Origin of the sequence: Fictibacillus marinisediminis (assembly GCF_023149135.1) — a bacterium.
GTDB classification, from domain to species: domain Bacteria; phylum Bacillota; class Bacilli; order Bacillales; family Fictibacillaceae; genus Fictibacillus_C; species Fictibacillus_C marinisediminis.
In genome coordinates this window covers 135,532-151,765 of the sequence record NZ_JAIWJX010000002.1, presented here as the reverse complement: position 1 = coordinate 151,765, position 16,234 = coordinate 135,532, and the positions used below count along the sequence as shown (strand labels likewise).

Annotated in this window: 31 protein-coding genes; all 31 read right to left on the bottom strand. The window is 42.9% G+C overall.

Annotated features, from left to right (window positions below; translation table 11 throughout):
• Nucleotides 1-72: 72 nt before the first annotated feature.
• Nucleotides 73-1,017, bottom strand: coding sequence for a DNA-directed RNA polymerase subunit alpha (locus LCY76_RS00920; RefSeq protein WP_053356174.1), 945 nt, complete (start codon nucleotides 1,015-1,017; stop codon nucleotides 73-75).
• Between the two features lie 172 nt (nucleotides 1,018-1,189).
• Nucleotides 1,190-1,585, bottom strand: coding sequence for a 30S ribosomal protein S11 (gene rpsK, locus LCY76_RS00915; protein WP_053356175.1), 396 nt, complete (start codon nucleotides 1,583-1,585; stop codon nucleotides 1,190-1,192).
• Between the two features lie 21 nt (nucleotides 1,586-1,606).
• The gene (rpsM, locus tag LCY76_RS00910; RefSeq protein WP_053356176.1) at nucleotides 1,607-1,972 is read right to left on the bottom strand and encodes a 30S ribosomal protein S13; all 366 of its coding nucleotides are present in this window, start codon (nucleotides 1,970-1,972) and stop codon (nucleotides 1,607-1,609) included.
• Between the two features lie 19 nt (nucleotides 1,973-1,991).
• Complete coding sequence (rpmJ, locus tag LCY76_RS00905) at nucleotides 1,992-2,105, bottom strand: 50S ribosomal protein L36 (protein WP_007203526.1); 114 nt, start codon at nucleotides 2,103-2,105, stop codon at nucleotides 1,992-1,994.
• 34 nt (nucleotides 2,106-2,139) lie between these two features.
• Nucleotides 2,140-2,358 (bottom strand): translation initiation factor IF-1, encoded by a 219-nt coding sequence (gene infA, locus LCY76_RS00900; protein WP_007203527.1) that lies wholly within the window; start codon nucleotides 2,356-2,358, stop codon nucleotides 2,140-2,142.
• Nucleotides 2,351-2,674: a KOW domain-containing RNA-binding protein gene (locus LCY76_RS00895; RefSeq protein WP_053356177.1), complete on the bottom strand. Its 324-nt coding sequence runs from the start codon at nucleotides 2,672-2,674 to the stop codon at nucleotides 2,351-2,353. Before LCY76_RS00895 ends, infA begins: the two co-directional genes overlap by 8 nt.
• 14 nt (nucleotides 2,675-2,688) lie before the next feature.
• The gene (map, locus tag LCY76_RS00890; protein WP_248251086.1) at nucleotides 2,689-3,435 is read right to left on the bottom strand and encodes a type I methionyl aminopeptidase; all 747 of its coding nucleotides are present in this window, start codon (nucleotides 3,433-3,435) and stop codon (nucleotides 2,689-2,691) included.
• Nucleotides 3,432-4,085 (bottom strand): adenylate kinase, encoded by a 654-nt coding sequence (locus LCY76_RS00885; protein ID WP_248251085.1) that lies wholly within the window; start codon nucleotides 4,083-4,085, stop codon nucleotides 3,432-3,434. The genes map and LCY76_RS00885 overlap by 4 nt, the downstream gene beginning before the upstream one ends.
• A gap of 72 nt (nucleotides 4,086-4,157) precedes the next feature.
• A complete protein-coding gene (secY, locus tag LCY76_RS00880) occupies nucleotides 4,158-5,459 on the bottom strand; it encodes a preprotein translocase subunit SecY (RefSeq protein WP_248251084.1) in 1,302 nt (433 codons plus the stop codon).
• Nucleotides 5,459-5,899 carry a 50S ribosomal protein L15 gene (rplO, locus tag LCY76_RS00875; RefSeq protein WP_053356181.1) on the bottom strand — a complete coding sequence of 147 codons (441 nt, stop codon included), beginning with the start codon at nucleotides 5,897-5,899 and terminating at the stop codon, nucleotides 5,459-5,461. The genes secY and rplO overlap by 1 nt, the downstream gene beginning before the upstream one ends.
• A gap of 31 nt (nucleotides 5,900-5,930) precedes the next feature.
• Nucleotides 5,931-6,119, bottom strand: a complete 189-nt coding sequence (gene rpmD, locus LCY76_RS00870; protein ID WP_053356182.1) for a 50S ribosomal protein L30 — start codon at nucleotides 6,117-6,119, stop codon at nucleotides 5,931-5,933.
• 14 nt (nucleotides 6,120-6,133) lie between these two features.
• Nucleotides 6,134-6,634 carry a 30S ribosomal protein S5 gene (gene rpsE / locus LCY76_RS00865; RefSeq protein WP_248254556.1) on the bottom strand — a complete coding sequence of 167 codons (501 nt, stop codon included), beginning with the start codon at nucleotides 6,632-6,634 and terminating at the stop codon, nucleotides 6,134-6,136.
• Between the two features lie 14 nt (nucleotides 6,635-6,648).
• Entirely contained in the window at nucleotides 6,649-7,011 is a 363-nt protein-coding gene (gene rplR, locus LCY76_RS00860; RefSeq protein ID WP_053356184.1) for a 50S ribosomal protein L18, read from the bottom strand.
• 35 nt (nucleotides 7,012-7,046) lie between these two features.
• The gene (gene rplF, locus LCY76_RS00855; protein ID WP_248251083.1) at nucleotides 7,047-7,586 is read right to left on the bottom strand and encodes a 50S ribosomal protein L6; all 540 of its coding nucleotides are present in this window, start codon (nucleotides 7,584-7,586) and stop codon (nucleotides 7,047-7,049) included.
• A gap of 28 nt (nucleotides 7,587-7,614) precedes the next feature.
• Entirely contained in the window at nucleotides 7,615-8,013 is a 399-nt protein-coding gene (rpsH, locus tag LCY76_RS00850; protein WP_053356186.1) for a 30S ribosomal protein S8, read from the bottom strand.
• 32 nt (nucleotides 8,014-8,045) lie between these two features.
• Nucleotides 8,046-8,231: a 30S ribosomal protein S14 gene (gene rpsN / locus LCY76_RS00845; protein ID WP_007203538.1), complete on the bottom strand. Its 186-nt coding sequence runs from the start codon at nucleotides 8,229-8,231 to the stop codon at nucleotides 8,046-8,048.
• Between the two features lie 25 nt (nucleotides 8,232-8,256).
• Nucleotides 8,257-8,796, bottom strand: coding sequence for a 50S ribosomal protein L5 (rplE, locus tag LCY76_RS00840; RefSeq protein WP_248251082.1), 540 nt, complete (start codon nucleotides 8,794-8,796; stop codon nucleotides 8,257-8,259).
• A gap of 24 nt (nucleotides 8,797-8,820) precedes the next feature.
• Entirely contained in the window at nucleotides 8,821-9,129 is a 309-nt protein-coding gene (rplX, locus tag LCY76_RS00835) for a 50S ribosomal protein L24 (RefSeq protein WP_053358406.1), read from the bottom strand.
• A 62-nt stretch (nucleotides 9,130-9,191) separates the two neighbouring features.
• Nucleotides 9,192-9,560: a 50S ribosomal protein L14 gene (rplN, locus tag LCY76_RS00830; protein ID WP_053356188.1), complete on the bottom strand. Its 369-nt coding sequence runs from the start codon at nucleotides 9,558-9,560 to the stop codon at nucleotides 9,192-9,194.
• Nucleotides 9,561-9,604: 44 nt separating this feature from the next.
• A complete protein-coding gene (gene rpsQ / locus LCY76_RS00825) occupies nucleotides 9,605-9,868 on the bottom strand; it encodes a 30S ribosomal protein S17 (protein ID WP_248251081.1) in 264 nt (87 codons plus the stop codon).
• A 21-nt stretch (nucleotides 9,869-9,889) separates the two neighbouring features.
• On the bottom strand, nucleotides 9,890-10,093 hold the full coding sequence (gene rpmC / locus LCY76_RS00820; RefSeq protein ID WP_053356190.1) for a 50S ribosomal protein L29: 204 nt from the start codon (nucleotides 10,091-10,093) through the stop codon (nucleotides 9,890-9,892).
• Nucleotides 10,083-10,517 carry a 50S ribosomal protein L16 gene (gene rplP, locus LCY76_RS00815; RefSeq protein ID WP_053356191.1) on the bottom strand — a complete coding sequence of 145 codons (435 nt, stop codon included), beginning with the start codon at nucleotides 10,515-10,517 and terminating at the stop codon, nucleotides 10,083-10,085. The genes rpmC and rplP overlap by 11 nt, the downstream gene beginning before the upstream one ends.
• Nucleotides 10,518-10,519: 2 nt before the next feature.
• A complete protein-coding gene (gene rpsC / locus LCY76_RS00810) occupies nucleotides 10,520-11,179 on the bottom strand; it encodes a 30S ribosomal protein S3 (RefSeq protein ID WP_062240240.1) in 660 nt (219 codons plus the stop codon).
• A gap of 3 nt (nucleotides 11,180-11,182) precedes the next feature.
• Nucleotides 11,183-11,524, bottom strand: coding sequence for a 50S ribosomal protein L22 (gene rplV, locus LCY76_RS00805; RefSeq protein WP_007203546.1), 342 nt, complete (start codon nucleotides 11,522-11,524; stop codon nucleotides 11,183-11,185).
• 19 nt (nucleotides 11,525-11,543) lie between these two features.
• Nucleotides 11,544-11,822 (bottom strand): 30S ribosomal protein S19, encoded by a 279-nt coding sequence (gene rpsS, locus LCY76_RS00800; RefSeq protein WP_053356193.1) that lies wholly within the window; start codon nucleotides 11,820-11,822, stop codon nucleotides 11,544-11,546.
• A 57-nt stretch (nucleotides 11,823-11,879) separates the two neighbouring features.
• Nucleotides 11,880-12,710, bottom strand: coding sequence for a 50S ribosomal protein L2 (gene rplB, locus LCY76_RS00795; RefSeq protein ID WP_248251080.1), 831 nt, complete (start codon nucleotides 12,708-12,710; stop codon nucleotides 11,880-11,882).
• 28 nt (nucleotides 12,711-12,738) lie between these two features.
• Entirely contained in the window at nucleotides 12,739-13,026 is a 288-nt protein-coding gene (gene rplW / locus LCY76_RS00790; RefSeq protein WP_053356195.1) for a 50S ribosomal protein L23, read from the bottom strand.
• The gene (gene rplD, locus LCY76_RS00785; protein WP_053356196.1) at nucleotides 13,026-13,649 is read right to left on the bottom strand and encodes a 50S ribosomal protein L4; all 624 of its coding nucleotides are present in this window, start codon (nucleotides 13,647-13,649) and stop codon (nucleotides 13,026-13,028) included. Before rplD ends, rplW begins: the two co-directional genes overlap by 1 nt.
• A 17-nt stretch (nucleotides 13,650-13,666) precedes the next feature.
• Nucleotides 13,667-14,305, bottom strand: a complete 639-nt coding sequence (rplC, locus tag LCY76_RS00780; protein ID WP_053356197.1) for a 50S ribosomal protein L3 — start codon at nucleotides 14,303-14,305, stop codon at nucleotides 13,667-13,669.
• 47 nt (nucleotides 14,306-14,352) lie between these two features.
• The gene (gene rpsJ / locus LCY76_RS00775; protein WP_053356198.1) at nucleotides 14,353-14,661 is read right to left on the bottom strand and encodes a 30S ribosomal protein S10; all 309 of its coding nucleotides are present in this window, start codon (nucleotides 14,659-14,661) and stop codon (nucleotides 14,353-14,355) included.
• Nucleotides 14,662-15,031: 370 nt separating this feature from the next.
• Nucleotides 15,032-16,222, bottom strand: a complete 1,191-nt coding sequence (gene tuf, locus LCY76_RS00770; protein ID WP_248251079.1) for an elongation factor Tu — start codon at nucleotides 16,220-16,222, stop codon at nucleotides 15,032-15,034.
• Nucleotides 16,223-16,234 lie beyond the last annotated feature (12 nt).

Here is a 16,234-nt window from a genome sequence, read left to right as displayed (position 1 = left end):
CTGTGCTTTTTGCAGACAGGGGCTGTTTATAAAAACAGTCACCTGTGAAAAAGCAAATTCTAGTCTGTCAGATTAATCGTCAGCACGTAATGAAAGCCCGAGCTCGTCAAGTTTTTCTTGAACTTCCTCAAGAGACTTCTTACCGAGGTTGCGAACTTTCATCATGTCTTCTTCTGATTTATTAGCAAGTTCTTGAACTGTATTAATACCAGCGCGTTTAAGGCAGTTGTAAGAACGCACAGAAAGATCAAGTTCTTCAATCGTCATTTCAAGAACTTTTTCCTTTTGGTCTTCTTCTTTTTCAACCATAATTTCAGCTTTTTGCGCTTGATCGGTTAGTCCGACAAATATATTTAAATGTTCGGTAATGATCTTCGCTCCAAGAGAAACTGCCTCTTCAGGACGGATGCTTCCATCTGTCCAAATGTCAAATGTAAGCTTGTCATAGTTTGTCACTTGTCCAACGCGGGTATTTTCTACCTGGTAGTTCACACGAGAAATTGGTGTGTAAATTGAATCCACCGGAATAACTCCGATTGGAAGATCTTCACTCTTATTGCCTTCCGCCTGAACGTAACCGCGGCCTCTCTTTGCATTCAGCTTCATTTGGAAATGAGCGCCTTCTGCAAGAGTAGCAATATGAAGGTCCGGATTCAAAATTTCCACATCACTGTCATGTGTAATGTCACCAGCTGTAACGACTCCCTCACCCTGTACATCTATTTCCAATGTTTTATCTTCATCAGAATAAATCTTCATCGCAAGCTTTTTCAAGTTAAGGATGATCGTAGTAACGTCTTCTACAACACCTTCAACTGTTGAGAACTCATGCAATACTCCATTAATCTGAATCGATGTAACAGCTGCACCAGGCAGTGAGGATAATAGGATACGACGTAAGGAGTTGCCCAGTGTAGTACCATATCCACGTTCAAGTGGTTCAACAACAAACTTTCCATATGTGGCATCGTCGCTGATTTCAACCGTTTCAATTCTTGGCTTTTCGATTTCGATCATTCAACTAAACCCTCCTTCAAACGTCGAACCTCGACCGGGCAGAACCCAGCCGAAATTCCCCAATGGCATTCCCGACTTAAACAACTAATTAGTGTTCTTCACCAAAACTAATAGTATACATACCCATTATAGACAGGCTATGCATACTTTATACCGAAGAGTGTAACTATTGTTACACGCGGCGGCGTTTTGGAGGACGGCATCCGTTATGAGGAACAGGTGTAACATCGCGAATAGCTGTTACTTCTAAACCTACCGCTTGAAGGGCACGGATTGCAGCTTCACGGCCAGCACCAGGGCCTTTAACAGAAACCTCTAGTGTTTTCATGCCATTTTCCATTGCAGTTTTACCAGCAGTTTCAGCTGCCATTTGTGCTGCGAACGGAGTTGATTTACGAGAACCTTTGAATCCTAAGTGGCCAGATGTAGCCCAAGAGATTGCATTCCCGTGTGTATCAGTAATCGTAATGATCGTGTTGTTGAAAGTCGAACGGATATGCGCGATACCAGTCTCAATATTCTTTTTGACACGACGTTTACGTGTGTTAGTTTTACGTTGCTTAGCCATTAGAGTTTACCTCCTTTACTCTTACTTTTTCTTATTCGCTACTGTACGACGAGGTCCTTTACGAGTACGAGAGTTGTTCTTCGTATTCTGACCGCGAACTGGAAGACCGCGACGGTGGCGGATCCCACGGTAGCTGCCGATTTCAATAAGACGTTTAATGTTAAGAGACACTTCACGGCGAAGGTCACCTTCAACTTTAATTTTGTCGATCGCTTCACGAATTTTGTTTAATTCATCTTCTGTAAGATCACGAACACGAGTTTCTTCAGATACGCCAGCTTCAGCAAGAACTTGTTGTGCTTTAGCTTTCCCGATTCCAAAGATATATGTTAGTGAAATGACAATACGCTTATCGCGTGGAACGTCCACTCCTGCAATACGTGCCATAATTTAGCACCTCCTTGGATTAACCTTGTTTTTGCTTGTGTTTCGGGTTTTCGCAGATCACCATAACAGTACCTCTACGACGAATAACTTTACATTTTTCACAAATGGGTTTGACTGATGGTCTAACCTTCATCTTTTAAACCTCCTTATGTCACGGAGTACGATTTTTATTTAAAGCGATACGTTATACGACCACGTGATAAGTCATATGGAGACAATTCTACGGTTACTTTATCCCCTGGTAATATACGAATGTAGTGCATACGGATCTTACCAGAAACGTGCGCTAGAATTTTATGTCCATTCTCAAGCTCCACTCGGAACATGGCGTTTGGCAGTGGTTCGATTACCGTACCTTCTACCTCAATTACATCATCTTTAGCCATCGATATGGTCTCCCTTCTTCAGAGCAATGACTTTCTCGTCGGAAAACTTCGCTACTGCGTACCGTAGTTTGCCATTAGTTACACGGCCTGTTTCAAGAATGCTTCTTGCAACTTCCGGAGAAATAAAATCAAGAAGTTCTAAGTGAATCAGGTTTTTACGTTTGGCGCGATCATATTTGCGTTTATCGCCATCGGCTATAAGTACAAAACGATCATCCAGGATATTTACAATGACACCTAATTTCTCAGCGTCTCTTCCCTTTATGATTCGAACCATCTGACCTATTTGCGGCACCGATTCAGAATCGCTAACCATTATATCACCTTCACCTAGATCTTTGTTAAGATTTCGTAACCTTCCTCCGTAATAGCGATAGTATGTTCGAAGTGAGCACACCATTTGCCATCCGTTGTGACAACCGTCCAGTTATCGGATAATGTTCGAACGTAACGAGATCCAGCATTGATCATCGGCTCAACAGCCAATACCATTCCCTTTTTTAGGATCGGCCCTTTGCCGGGCGGTCCGTAATGAGGAATTTGCGGATCTTCATGCAATTCCTGGCCGACTCCATGACCCACGTACTCTCGTACAACAGAGAACCCTTCAGCTTCTGCATATACTTGAATGTCATGAGAAATGTCCGTTAGTCTGGCACCTGCCTTCGCTTTCTCTAATCCTTTGAATAGAGATTGCTCGGTTACATCGAGAAGCTTTTGAGATTCCTCAGAAATCTCTCCAACCCCGTACGTCCAGGCTGAGTCTCCATGGTAGCCTTTGTATTTCGCCCCAATATCTAAAGAGATAATGTCGCCATGGTTCAATACACGCTTTCCTGGGATCCCATGTACAAGCTCTTCATTCACGGAAGTACAGATGCTTCCCGTAAATCCATTATAATCCTTGAATGAAGGGATTGCACCCTGGCTGCGAATAAACTTTTCAGCAATGTTATCCAGTTCTTTCGTTGTCACACCAGGTATAATGTGTTTCTTTAACTCTTGGTGAGTTAGGGCAACGATTCTCCCTGCTTCCCGCATGATTTCTATCTCCCGCGGCGTTTTGCAGATAATCATTTTGCCAACCCTCCAATAAGTTTGTTGATATCGTTATACACTTTATTGATTTCCTGATCGCCATCAATGTTCTTGAGGTAACCTTTTTCTTTATAGAAATCAAGCAAAGGTTTGGATTGCTCCATGTTTACTTCCAAGCGGGTACGAACAGTCTCTTCGTTATCATCTTTGCGTTGAATTAATTCAGCGCCGTCCTTGTCACATTTTCCATCCACTTTAGGCGGATTGAAAATCACATGATAAGTGGCTCCGCATTCCGGACAAACCCGGCGACCAGTCAACCTTTGCATCAATTTATCTGTATCAACAGAAATATTGAGTACATAATCAATCTGGCGTTCCAAATCGCGAAGAATTTCCTCAAGCGCTTCAGCTTGAGCAACAGTACGAGGGAAACCATCAAGCAGGAATCCTTTTTCACAGTCATCTTTGGCAAGACGTTCACGGACAATTCCGATCGTTACATCATCCGGAACCAAGTTGCCGGAATCCATATATGACTTTGCCTTCAGACCGAGAGGAGTACCTTCTTTTATCGCTGCGCGAAACATATCTCCAGTAGAAATATGAGGAATTCCGTACTGTTCAACAATTTGTTCTGCCTGTGTCCCTTTACCGGCACCAGGCAATCCCATTAATACAAGATACATCTAATCCCTCCATACGTCACTAATCTAGTCAATAGACTGAGGGTTTGGGAAGAAAAGGCTCTTCCCTTTCCTCTACTTAATGAAGCCTTTGTAATGCCGTTTGATCAACTGGCTTTCAATCTGCTTCATCGTGTCTAATGCCACACCTACAACAATCAGTATGCTCGTTCCGCCGATTCGGATAGAAGGCGGAAGGTTAAGCCCTGGAATTGCTGTAAAGATTACCGGGAGAATAGCGATCAACGCAAGGAATAGAGATCCTACAAAAGTTAATCGATATAAAATTTTCGTAATATACGCCTGAGTGTTAGCTCCTGGACGGATGCCAGGAATATAACCGCCCTGTTTCTTCAAGTTGTCTGCCATTTGCTCTGGGTTGACTTGAATGAAAGTATAGAAGTACGAAAATCCAATAATTAAAAGCGCATATATAATCATTCCGACTGGCTGGGTGTAGTCAAACGTATTGACAATCCATTTGGTCACACTGTTTTGCTCGAAAAAGCCGGCAACCGTACGCGGAGTGATAATCAAGGAAATCGCAAAGATAACCGGGATAACTCCTGCTGCATTGACTTTGATCGGCAAGTGTGTGGATTGACCGCCAACAGGCTTATTTCCGACGACTCGTTTTGCATACTGAATCGGGATTTTACGCAAACCTTGTTGAATAAAGATAACGCCGACAACAACTAAGATAATAGCGATCAGTAACAGAAGTACAGTTACAATATGCATAAACAGCTGATCGTTTGCGCCTTTGAATTGCGCTGCATATATCTGGTTAACTGCTGTAGGAATAGCTGCGACAATCCCCGCGAAAATGAGAACGGAAATCCCATTTCCAATTCCCTTAAGGGTAATCTGCTCACCTAACCACATCAAGAAGGCAGTTCCTGCAGTCAATACTAACGCAATAAACAAATACGTCATGACTCCTGGATCTGAGATCAGCCCAGGGAACAGGTTGTTAAAACCTATTGACATCCCTACAGCTTGGATAAAGCCGAGGACAATCGTTCCGTACCTGGTGAACTGAGCCAGCTTGCGTCGGCCCACTTCCCCTTGTTTACTCCACTCCGTAAATTTAGGAACCACATCCATCTGAAGCAGCTGAACAATGATTGATGCTGTAATGTATGGCATGATACCCATTGCAAAGATGGAGAAGTTTTTTAATGCTCCACCACCGAACGTGTTCAAGAATCCAAAAATACTTGCGTTATTTTCAGTGCCAAACTGGAGAACTTCGCGATTCACACCTGGAACAGGAATAAATGTTCCGATTCTGAAAACGATCAGCATCAAGAGTGTAAATAGAATCTTGTTTCTCAGATCACCCACACGCATAATGTTGGAGATTGTCCGGAACATTAGATCACCTCAGTTTTTCCGCCGGCCGCTTCAATAGCTTCTTTAGCAGAAGCAGAGAATTTGTGGGCCTTAACTGTAAGCTTAACTCCTAACTTGCCATTTCCTAGAACTTTAATACCGCTATTTTCTTTGCTTACTACGCCAGTTTCGATAAGAAGTTCTGGAGTTACCTCTGTTCCTTCTTCAAAACGAGCAAGCTTTTCAAGATTAACAATTGAGTACTCTTTACGAGTTGGGTTTGTAAATCCACGTTTAGGCAAACGACGTGCTAATGGATTTTGTCCACCCTCAAATCCCGGACGAACTCCTCCACCAGAACGAGCCTTTTGTCCTTTGTGACCACGTCCACTGGTTTTACCATTTCCTGATCCGATACCGCGTCCTACACGGTTGCGTGTTGAACGGGATCCTTCAGCTGGTTTCAACTCATGAAGTTTCATCTGAGCACCTCCTCATGATTTATTTATCGTTTTACGCGTCGATTTCAGTAACAGTTAAAAGGTGAGATACCTTGTTAACCATTCCACGGATTGCTGCGTTATCTTCGTGAACAACCGTTTGATGCATTTTTCTAAGACCTAGAGTCTTAACAGTTACACGCTGATTCTCAGGACGACCGATAACACTGCGTGTGAGGGTGATTTCTAATTTCTTAGCCATCTACTATTCCCTCCTTAACCTAAAAGCTCTTCTACTGATTTGCCGCGAAGTTTCGCAACGTCCTCAGCGCGTTTAAGATTTCTTAATCCTTCGATCGTAGCACGCACCATGTTGATTGGGTTGTTAGATCCAAGAGATTTAGAAAGAATATCGCCAACACCAGCAAGTTCTAGTACCGCACGGACAGGTCCGCCCGCGATAACTCCAGTACCCTCGGAAGCAGGCTTAAGAAATACTTTTCCTGCGCCAAATTGTCCTGTAATTTGGTGAGGGATCGTTGTACGAACAACTGGTACTGTAATAAGATTTTTCTTTGCGTCTTCAATTGCTTTACGGATAGCATCCGGTACTTCTTGTGCTTTACCAGTACCAAATCCGACATGACCATTTTTGTCACCAACGACAACGACTGCAGCAAAGCGGAAACGACGTCCACCTTTTACAACCTTCGCTACACGGTTGACCGTTACGACACGTTCTTCAAGTTCAAGTTTATTAGGGTCGATACGCATCAGTTTCCCTCCTTCTATTAAAATTCTAACCCAGCCTCACGGGCTGCATCAGCTAATGCTTTTACACGTCCATGATATAGATATCCGCCACGGTCGAATACTACTACTTTAACGCCTTTTTCTGCACCGCGTTTAGCAATGGCTTCGCCAATTGCTTTAGCAGCTTCAACGTTACCGCCGTTTTTAACATCAACGCCTTTATCTAATGAAGAGGCAGATGCGATTGTAACTCCGTTTTGATCATCGATCAGTTGAGCATAAATATGCTTGGTAGAACGGAATACGTTCAAACGAGGACGTTGTGCTGTTCCGATTACAGAGCGGCGAACACGAGCATGTCTTTTTTTACGAGCGACATTTTTATCCGCTTTAGTGATCATCCTATGCACTCCTTTCCGCTAACTTCTTAACGGCCTTATTTACCAGTCTTACCTTCTTTGCGTCGTACAAACTCACCTTCATAACGGATACCTTTACCTTTGTAAGGCTCAGGAGCACGTACTGAACGGATGTTTGCTGCGATTTCGCCAACGCGTTCTTTATCGATACCTTTAACAATTACTTTCGTGTTAGAAGGAACATCAATGTCAATTCCTTTTTCAGGAACGATTTCTACTGGGTGAGAGTATCCAACGTTAAGGATAAGTTTGTTACCAGACTTAGAAGCACGGTAACCTACCCCAATGATATCTAGTGCTCTTTCATATCCAGTTGTAACACCAACAACCATGTTGTTAAGTACGCTTCTAGTTGTTCCGTGTAAAGCACGATGTTCTTTGTGATCGCTCGGGCGCTCAAAAGTGATTGTGCTTTCAGCCACATTGATTTTAATATCGTTGTGGAATTTACGAGTTAGTTCACCCTTAGGACCTTTAACAGTGACAAGGTTGTTCTCCTTCAAATCAACTGTTACGCCGCTTGGGATTTCAACAGGTTTATTACCTACGCGAGACATAATGACACCTCCATTCGCTGCTTAATTTTTACCAAACGTATGCTAATACTTCGCCGCCGACTTGTTGCTGACGAGCTTCTTTGTCAGTTAGAACGCCTTTAGAAGTGGATACTAGTGCAATCCCTAATCCTCCAAGTACTCGTGGAAGTTCAGTTGATTTTGCGTAAACACGTAGTCCAGGCTTACTGATACGTTTAAGACCAGTAATTACACGCTCATTGTTAGAACCGTATTTAAGGAAGATGCGAATCATCCCTTGTTTATTATCTTCAATGTATTCCACATCACGTACAAAGCCTTCACGCTTGAGGATTTCTGCGATTTCTTTCTTAATCGTTGAGCCAGGAACCTCTAATTTATCGTGACGAACAGTGTTAGCGTTGCGAATACGAGTAAGCATATCTGCAATTGGATCTGTCATGACCATTGATATTTACCTCCTTCCCTTTGTTCAGGGTATTACCAGCTGGCTTTTTTAACACCAGGAATTTGACCTTTATAAGCAAGTTCTCTAAAGCAAATACGGCATAGTTTGAACTTGCGGATTACTGAATGAGGACGCCCGCATCGTTCACAGCGAGTGTATTCCTGCACTTTGAACTTTTGCTGGCGTTGTTGCTTAGCAATCATAGATTTCTTTGCCACGGGTTTACCTCCTTTGGCTAAAAGATTATTTTTGGAAAGGCATTCCTACTTGAGTCAATAGCTCACGTGCCTCTTCGTCCGTGTTGGCAGTCGTTACGATAACGATGTCCATACCGCGAACTTTGTTAACTTTATCATAATCGATCTCCGGGAAGATCAATTGTTCTTTTACACCAAGAGTGTAGTTACCACGGCCATCAAAAGCTTTCTTTGAAATACCACGGAAGTCACGAACACGTGGAAGTGTAACAGAGATTAGTTTGTCTAAGAAATCAAACATGCGTTCTCCGCGAAGAGTTACTTTTGTACCGATCGGCATCCCTTCACGAAGCTTGAAGCCTGCGATAGATTTCTTAGCACGAGTGATTACTGGCTTTTGACCAGCGATAGCTGTAAGCTCTTCAACTGCTGTGTCCAATACTTTAGAGTTGGAAACTGCGTCACCAACACCCATGTTGATTACGATTTTTTCGATCTTTGGGACTTCCATTACAGAAGTGTAGTTAAACTTCTCTACTAGAGAAGGAACAATCTCACTTTTATAACGCTCTTGTAGACGGTTCATCAAGATGCCCTCCTTTCACTGCTATTATTTATCTAAAACTTCACCTGATTTAGCTACACGAACTTTTTTACCATCGACTTCTTTGTGACCTACGCGGGTAGGAGCACCAGTCTTTGGATCAAGAGGCATTACGTTAGAAACGTGAACCGGAGCTTCTTGGCTTACGATTCCACCTTGTGGATTAGCCTGAGACGGTTTCGCGTGTTTCTTAACGATATTAACGCCTTCTACAAGGACACGATTTTGTTTCGGATAAGCTTCAAGAATTACTCCTTGTTTGCCTTTATCCTTACCAGAAATCACTTGTACTTTATCGCCTTTTTTTACATGCATTGGCATGAGCGTGTTGCACCTCCTTACAAGCCTACTTTTTGAGCCTTGCATTCTATTGATAATTAAAGTACTTCTGGAGCAAGTGATACGATCTTCATGAATTGTTTGTCACGAAGTTCACGTGCAACTGGTCCAAAAATACGAGTACCACGAGGACCCTTGTCATCACGAACGATTACTGCTGCGTTTTCGTCAAAACGGATGGAAGATCCATCGTTACGGCGCATTCCGCGTTTTGTACGAACAACAACCGCTTTAACGACATCACCTTTCTTAACAACGCCGCCTGGTGTTGCAGATTTTACAGAACAGACGATGATGTCACCAACGTTTGCGTATTTACGTCCAGAACCACCAAGAACTTTAATACAAAGTAACTCACGAGCACCTGAGTTGTCAGCTACTTTTAAACGAGTCTCTTGTTGAATCATGCGAATTGACCTCCTTTCGGATACATTTTCGATCCGAACATATATTAAATAACTACTGCTACTTCAACCACTTCTACTAAACGGAAACGTTTGTCTTTAGAAAGCGGACGAGTTTCCATGATTCTTACCATATCATTTACTTTTGCAGTGTTGTTTTCATCATGAGCTTTAAATTTCTTAGAGTACTTAACACGCTTGTTATATAAAGGGTGTTTTTTGTAAGTCTCTACAAGCACAGTGATTGTTTTGTCCATCTTGTCAGATACAACACGGCCAACATAAACTTTACGCTGGTTACGTTCACTCATTGTGCGAACCTCCTCTCAATGTTAAGCGTTAGTAATCCCTAGCTCTCTTTCACGTAAAACAGTTTTTGCACGGGCAATTGCTTTACGAACTTCACGAATGCGGGCAGGGTTTTCTAATTGACCTGTAGCTAGTTGAAAGCGAAGATTGAAAAGCTCTTCTTTCAAAGACTTAGCGTTTTGTTCAATTTCAGCAGTGGTCAAGTTACGGATATCATTAGCCTTCATTAGTGTCACCACCCACTTCTTCGCGTTTTACAAATTTACATTTCACAGGAAGCTTGTGTGCAGCAAGACGAAGTGCTTCGCGAGCTACTTCTTCGGATACACCAGCGATTTCAAACATGATTTTTCCTGGTTTTACTACAGCAACCCAACCTTCAGGCGCCCCTTTACCAGAACCCATTCGGACTTCTAGAGGTTTAGCTGTATAAGGTTTAGATGGGAAAATTTTAATCCATACTTTACCGCCACGCTTCATGTAACGAGTCATCGCGATACGAGCTGCTTCGATCTGACGGTTTGTGATCCAAGATGCTTCAACAGCTTGCAAACCATATTCGCCGAATGCTACTTCAGCTCCGCCTTTTGCACGTCCGCGCATTTTCCCGCGGTGTTCACGGCGGTATTTAACACGTTTTGGCAATAACATAATTATTTGCCTCCTTCCGCTTTTTTCGTTCCTCTTGTTGGAAGGACTTCCCCACGGTAGATCCAGATTTTAACGCCGATTTTACCGTAAGTTGTGTCTGCTTCTGCAGTTCCGTAGTCGATGTCTGCACGAAGGGTATGAAGAGGAACAGTTCCTTCACTGTAAGATTCTGAACGAGCGATATCTGCTCCACCAAGACGTCCTGATACTTCTGTCTTGATTCCTTTTGCTCCAGCACGCATAGAGCGTTGGATCGATTGTTTCATTGCACGGCGGAAAGACACACGGTTTTCCAATTGACGAGCAATATTTTCAGCAACAAGCTTAGCATCAACATCAGCTTGCTTGATTTCAAAGATGTTTACGTGTACTCGCTTGCCAGTTAGTTCGTTAAGTGCTTTACGAAGTGCTTCGACTTCAGTACCACCCTTACCGATAACCATACCAGGCTTAGCAGTTTTGATCGTGATGTTTACGCGGTTAGCTGCACGTTCGATTTCAACGCCGGATACAGCCGCGTCTTTTAAACGCTTTTCGATATAATTACGAATTTTAAGATCTTCGTGTAATAGATCAGCATAGTCTTTGTCAGCGTACCACTTTGACTCCCAGTCACGGATGACGCCAATACGTAGTCCTATCGGATTTACTTTTTGACCCACGTCTTATCCCTCCTTCTTTTCAGAAACAACGATAGTGATGTGGCTAGTACGCTTGTTAATACGGCTTGCACGTCCCATTGCACGAGGACGGAAACGTTTTAACGTAATGCCTTCATCTACGAATGCAGATGATACCACAAGGTTGTTTGGTTCCATTTCATAGTTGTGTTCCGCGTTTGCGATAGCAGACTTTAACACCTTTTCAATCACTGGAGAAGCAGCTTTTGGTGTTAGGCGTAAGATCGCAAGTGCTTCGCCTACTTGCTTACCTCGAATCAGATCGATAACAATTCTAGCCTTACGAGGAGCAATACGCACTTGTTTAGCAACAGCTTTTGCTTGCATTTTGTGTACCTCCCCTCAATTAACGTCTTGTTTTCTTATCATCAGCGGCATGACCTTTGTAAGTACGAGTTGGTGCAAATTCACCTAACTTATGTCCGACCATGTCTTCTGTAACATAAACCGGCACATGCTTACGTCCATCATATACTGCTAATGTGTGTCCGATGAATTCCGGGAAAATTGTAGAACGGCGAGACCAAGTTTTAACAACTTTTTTGTCATTAGTTTCGTTCAAGCCTTCAACTTTTTTCATTAAGTGGTCATCAACAAAAGGTCCTTTTTTCAAACTGCGACCCATACGTGAACCTCCCTTCGCGATTGCGCTACGGTTCGATTGAACCGTAGAACAAACACGTTATTTTTTACGACGGCGTACGATGTACTTGTCGGTTGTTTTGTTTTTCTTACGAGTCTTGTAGCCAAGAGTCGGTTTGCCCCATGGTGACATTGGTGATTTACGTCCGATTGGAGCGCGTCCTTCACCACCACCGTGTGGGTGATCGTTAGGGTTCATTACAGAACCACGAACTGTTGGACGGATACCCATCCAGCGAGAGCGACCTGCTTTACCTACGTTTACAAGTTCATGCTCAAGGTTACCTACTTGACCGATTGTTGCACGGCAAGTTAGAAGGACCATACGAACTTCTCCAGAACCTAAACGAACAAGAGCATACTTTTCTTCTTTACCAAGAAGTTGAGCTTCAGCACCAGCAGAACGAGCAAGCTGTCCGCCTTTGCCAGGTTTTAGCTCAATGTTGTGGATTGTAGAACCTACAGGAATGTTCGCTAGCGGAAGTGCATTCCCTACTTTAATGTCAGCGCCAACGCCAGACATGATTTCTTGGCCTACTTTAAGTCCTTTAGGAGCTAGGATGTAACGTTTTTCACCATCAACATAGTTGATTAGCGCGATGTTTGCAGTACGGTTTGGATCATACTCGATTGTAGCAACGCGTCCTGGTATTCCATCTTTGTTGCGTTTAAAGTCGATGATTCTGTATTTACGCTTGTGCCCGCCGCCTTGGTGACGAACAGTAAGTTTACCCTGGTTGTTGCGTCCGGCTTTTTTGCTAAGTGGTGCAAGCAATGATTTTTCTGGTTTGTCTGTAGTAATTTCAGCAAAGTCAAGCTGAGTCATACCACGGCGACCGTTAGTGATCGGTTTAAACTTTTTGATACCCATTTGTGATTCCCTCCTTTACTTGTTGATCTTAAACTCCTTCAAAGAAGTCCAATTCTTTGCTTCCTGGAGTTAAAGTAATGATTGCTTTTTTACGCTTTGAAGTATAACCAGTATGACGACCTACACGTTTGAATTTCCCTTTGTAGTTCGCAGTGTTTACTGATGCAACTTTAATTCCGAAAATGTCTTCCAACGCAATTTTGATTTGAGTCTTTGTTGCGCGAGTGTCAACTTCGAAAGTGTATTTTCCGTCAGCCATAATTTCAGTAGAACGCTCTGTAATTACGGGGCGCTTAATAATATCACGTGCATCCATTATGCAAGCACCTCCTCTACTTTTTCCACAGCGTCTCTTGTCATAACAAGCTTGTCGTGGTTAAGCACATCAAGCACATTAACACCAGTTGCTGTAACAACAGTTACACCAGGGATGTTACGAGCAGATAAAGCAACAAATTCGTTGAAATCTCCTGTCACAACAAGTGCTTTGCGATCTGCGGATAGATTTGTCAGTACTTGCTTCATGTCTTTAGTCTTTGGAGCATCCAAAGAAAGAGCATCAAGAACTACTAGGTTATTATCGATTACCTTTGAAGAAAGTGCAGATTTAATAGCTAAACGGCGAACTTTCTTAGGCAATTTGTAAGAATAGCTTCTTGGCGTTGGTCCGAAAACGACTCCACCGCCTACCCATTGCGGAGAACGGATTGAACCTTGACGAGCACGTCCAGTTCCTTTTTGTCTCCATGGTTTGCGTCCACCACCGGCAACTTCAGAACGGTTTTTCACGTCGTGGTTACCTTGACGAAGTGACGCTTGCTGCATGATTACAGCATCAAATAATACATTTTGGTTTGGTTCAATACCGAAAACGGAAGCATTAAGCTCTAAATCGCCAGCTTGAGAACCATCTTGTTTGTAAATAGCTACTTTAGGCATCGATGTATCCTCCCTTCTTATTTAGCTTCTTTAGCTTTTACAGCTGCATTGATTGTAACGTAGCTCTTTTTCGCACCAGGTACGTTACCTTTGATTAGAAGTAAGTTGCGCTCAGCATCAACTTTAACAACTTCTAGGTTTTGAACAGTAATTGTATCTCCGCCTGTACGTCCAGGTAGGTTTTTACCTTTGAATACACGGTTAGGGTCAACTGCACCCATAGAACCAGGACGACGGTGGTAACGGGAACCGTGGCTCATAGGTCCGCGGGATTGTCCGTGGCGTTTAATAACACCTTGGAATCCTTTACCTTTTGATGTTCCGGTTACGTCTACAACGTCACCTTCTGCGAAAATATCTACCTTGACTTCCTGACCAACTTCAAAATCCGCGCCTTCTACATTGCGGAATTCTTTAACGAAGCGCTTAGGGTTTGTGTTAGCTTTAGCAGCATGCCCTTTTGCAGGCTTGTTCACACGGCTTTCTTTCTTATCATCAAATCCTAATTGGATTGCTTCGTAACCGTCGTTTTCAGCAGTTTTCTTTTGAAGAACAACGTTTGGAGTAACTTCAACTACAGTAACTGGGATAAGATCACCGTTCTCTGCAAATACTTGAGTCATTCCTACTTTTTTACCTAAGATTCCTTTGGCCATTAGTCACACCTCCTATTGATTGTTTAAAATTTTTTATATGTTAATTCTTATAGTTTGATTTCAATGTCAACGCCAGATGGAAGATCCAAACGCATTAATGAATCAACAGTTTGCGGCGTTGGTTCGATGATATCGATCAAACGCTTATGAGTACGCATTTCGAACTGCTCACGAGAATCCTTATATTTGTGCACCGCACGCAGGATTGTGTAAATAGCTTTTTCAGTTGGAAGCGGAATTGGTCCGGATACTTTTGCACCAGAACGTTTTGCTGTCTCAACAATTTTCTCAGCAGATTGATCAAGAATTCTGTGATCATATGCTTTTAATCGAATACGAATCTTTTGCTTTGCCATTATTTTCCCTCCTTTATTCGCCCATTTTGATAAACAGACATTACTCCCACGGAAATTTAACCTGACAGACATCCGCCATGGCAATGGGGCCGGGTGTGTCAGCAACCTTCCGGATCATCGCAAATGAATGACCAACATTACTTATTATAGTAAAAACAGCTGCCCATTGCAAGCTATTCTTATAAATATTTTCATCAGCCGCACACTTTTTCTATTATAGGCCCTCAATCCTGTAAAAGCAAGGTCTGATCGGGAATTACCAATAATAAAAAACGGGTTCTTCTATATAAATAAAACACAGCTAAGCCTTCTGTTTTAAGGAACATAAAAAAAAGCATCCCATAAAGGGATGCTTTTTTGAGAAATGAGCTTACGCTTGGATAGATGCTACTACTCCAGCGCCTACTGTACGTCCACCTTCACGAATAGAGAACTTAGTTCCTTCTTCGATCGCGATTGGAGCGATTAGTTCAACAGTCATTTCGATGTTGTCTCCAGGCATAACCATTTCAGTTCCTTCTGGAAGTTGGATGATACCAGTTACGTCAGTTGTACGGAAGTAGAACTGAGGACGGTAGTTAGAGAAGAATGGAGTATGACGTCCACCCTCTTCTTTAGAAAGTACGTATACTTCTGATTTGAATTTAGTGTGAGCTTTAACAGTTCCTGGCTTAGCAAGAACTTGTCCACGCTCAACATCGTCACGGGAAACCCCACGAAGAAGTGCACCGATGTTGTCACCAGCTTCAGCATAGTCAAGAAGCTTACGGAACATTTCAACACCTGTTACAGTAGTTGATTTTGGCTCTTCAGTAAGACCAAGGATCTCGATAACGTCGCCGACTTTAACTTGTCCACGCTCAACACGTCCAGTAGCAACTGTACCACGGCCAGTGATTGAGAATACGTCCTCAACAGGCATCATGAATGGTTTTTCAGTGTCACGTGGAGGAGTTGGGATGTACTCGTCAACTGCGTCCATAAGTTCGATGATTTTAGCTTCCCACTCAGCGTCTCCTTCAAGAGCTTTAAGAGCAGAACCTTTGATTACAGGAACATCGTCTCCTGGGAAATCGTACTCAGAAAGAAGGTCACGAACTTCCATTTCAACTAGTTCGAGAAGCTCTTCATCGTCAACCATGTCACATTTGTTCAAGAATACTACTAGGTAAGGTACACCTACTTGACGAGAAAGAAGGATGTGCTCACGAGTTTGTGGCATTGGGCCGTCAGCAGCAGATACTACTAGGATCCCTCCGTCCATTTGTGCAGCACCAGTGATCATGTTTTTAACATAGTCAGCATGTCCTGGGCAGTCTACGTGTGCATAGTGACGAGTATCAGTTTCATACTCAACGTGTGCAGTTGAGATTGTGATACCACGTTCGCGCTCTTCTGGAGCACCGTCGATTTGGTCGTAAGCCATAGCTTGACCTTTACCAGATTTCTTAGCAAGTACAGAAGTAATTGCAGCTGTTAAAGTTGTTTTACCGTGGTCAACGTGACCGATTGTACCAATATTGGCATGCGTTTTGGAACGATCAAATTTCTCTTTAGCCATGAGAATGATTCC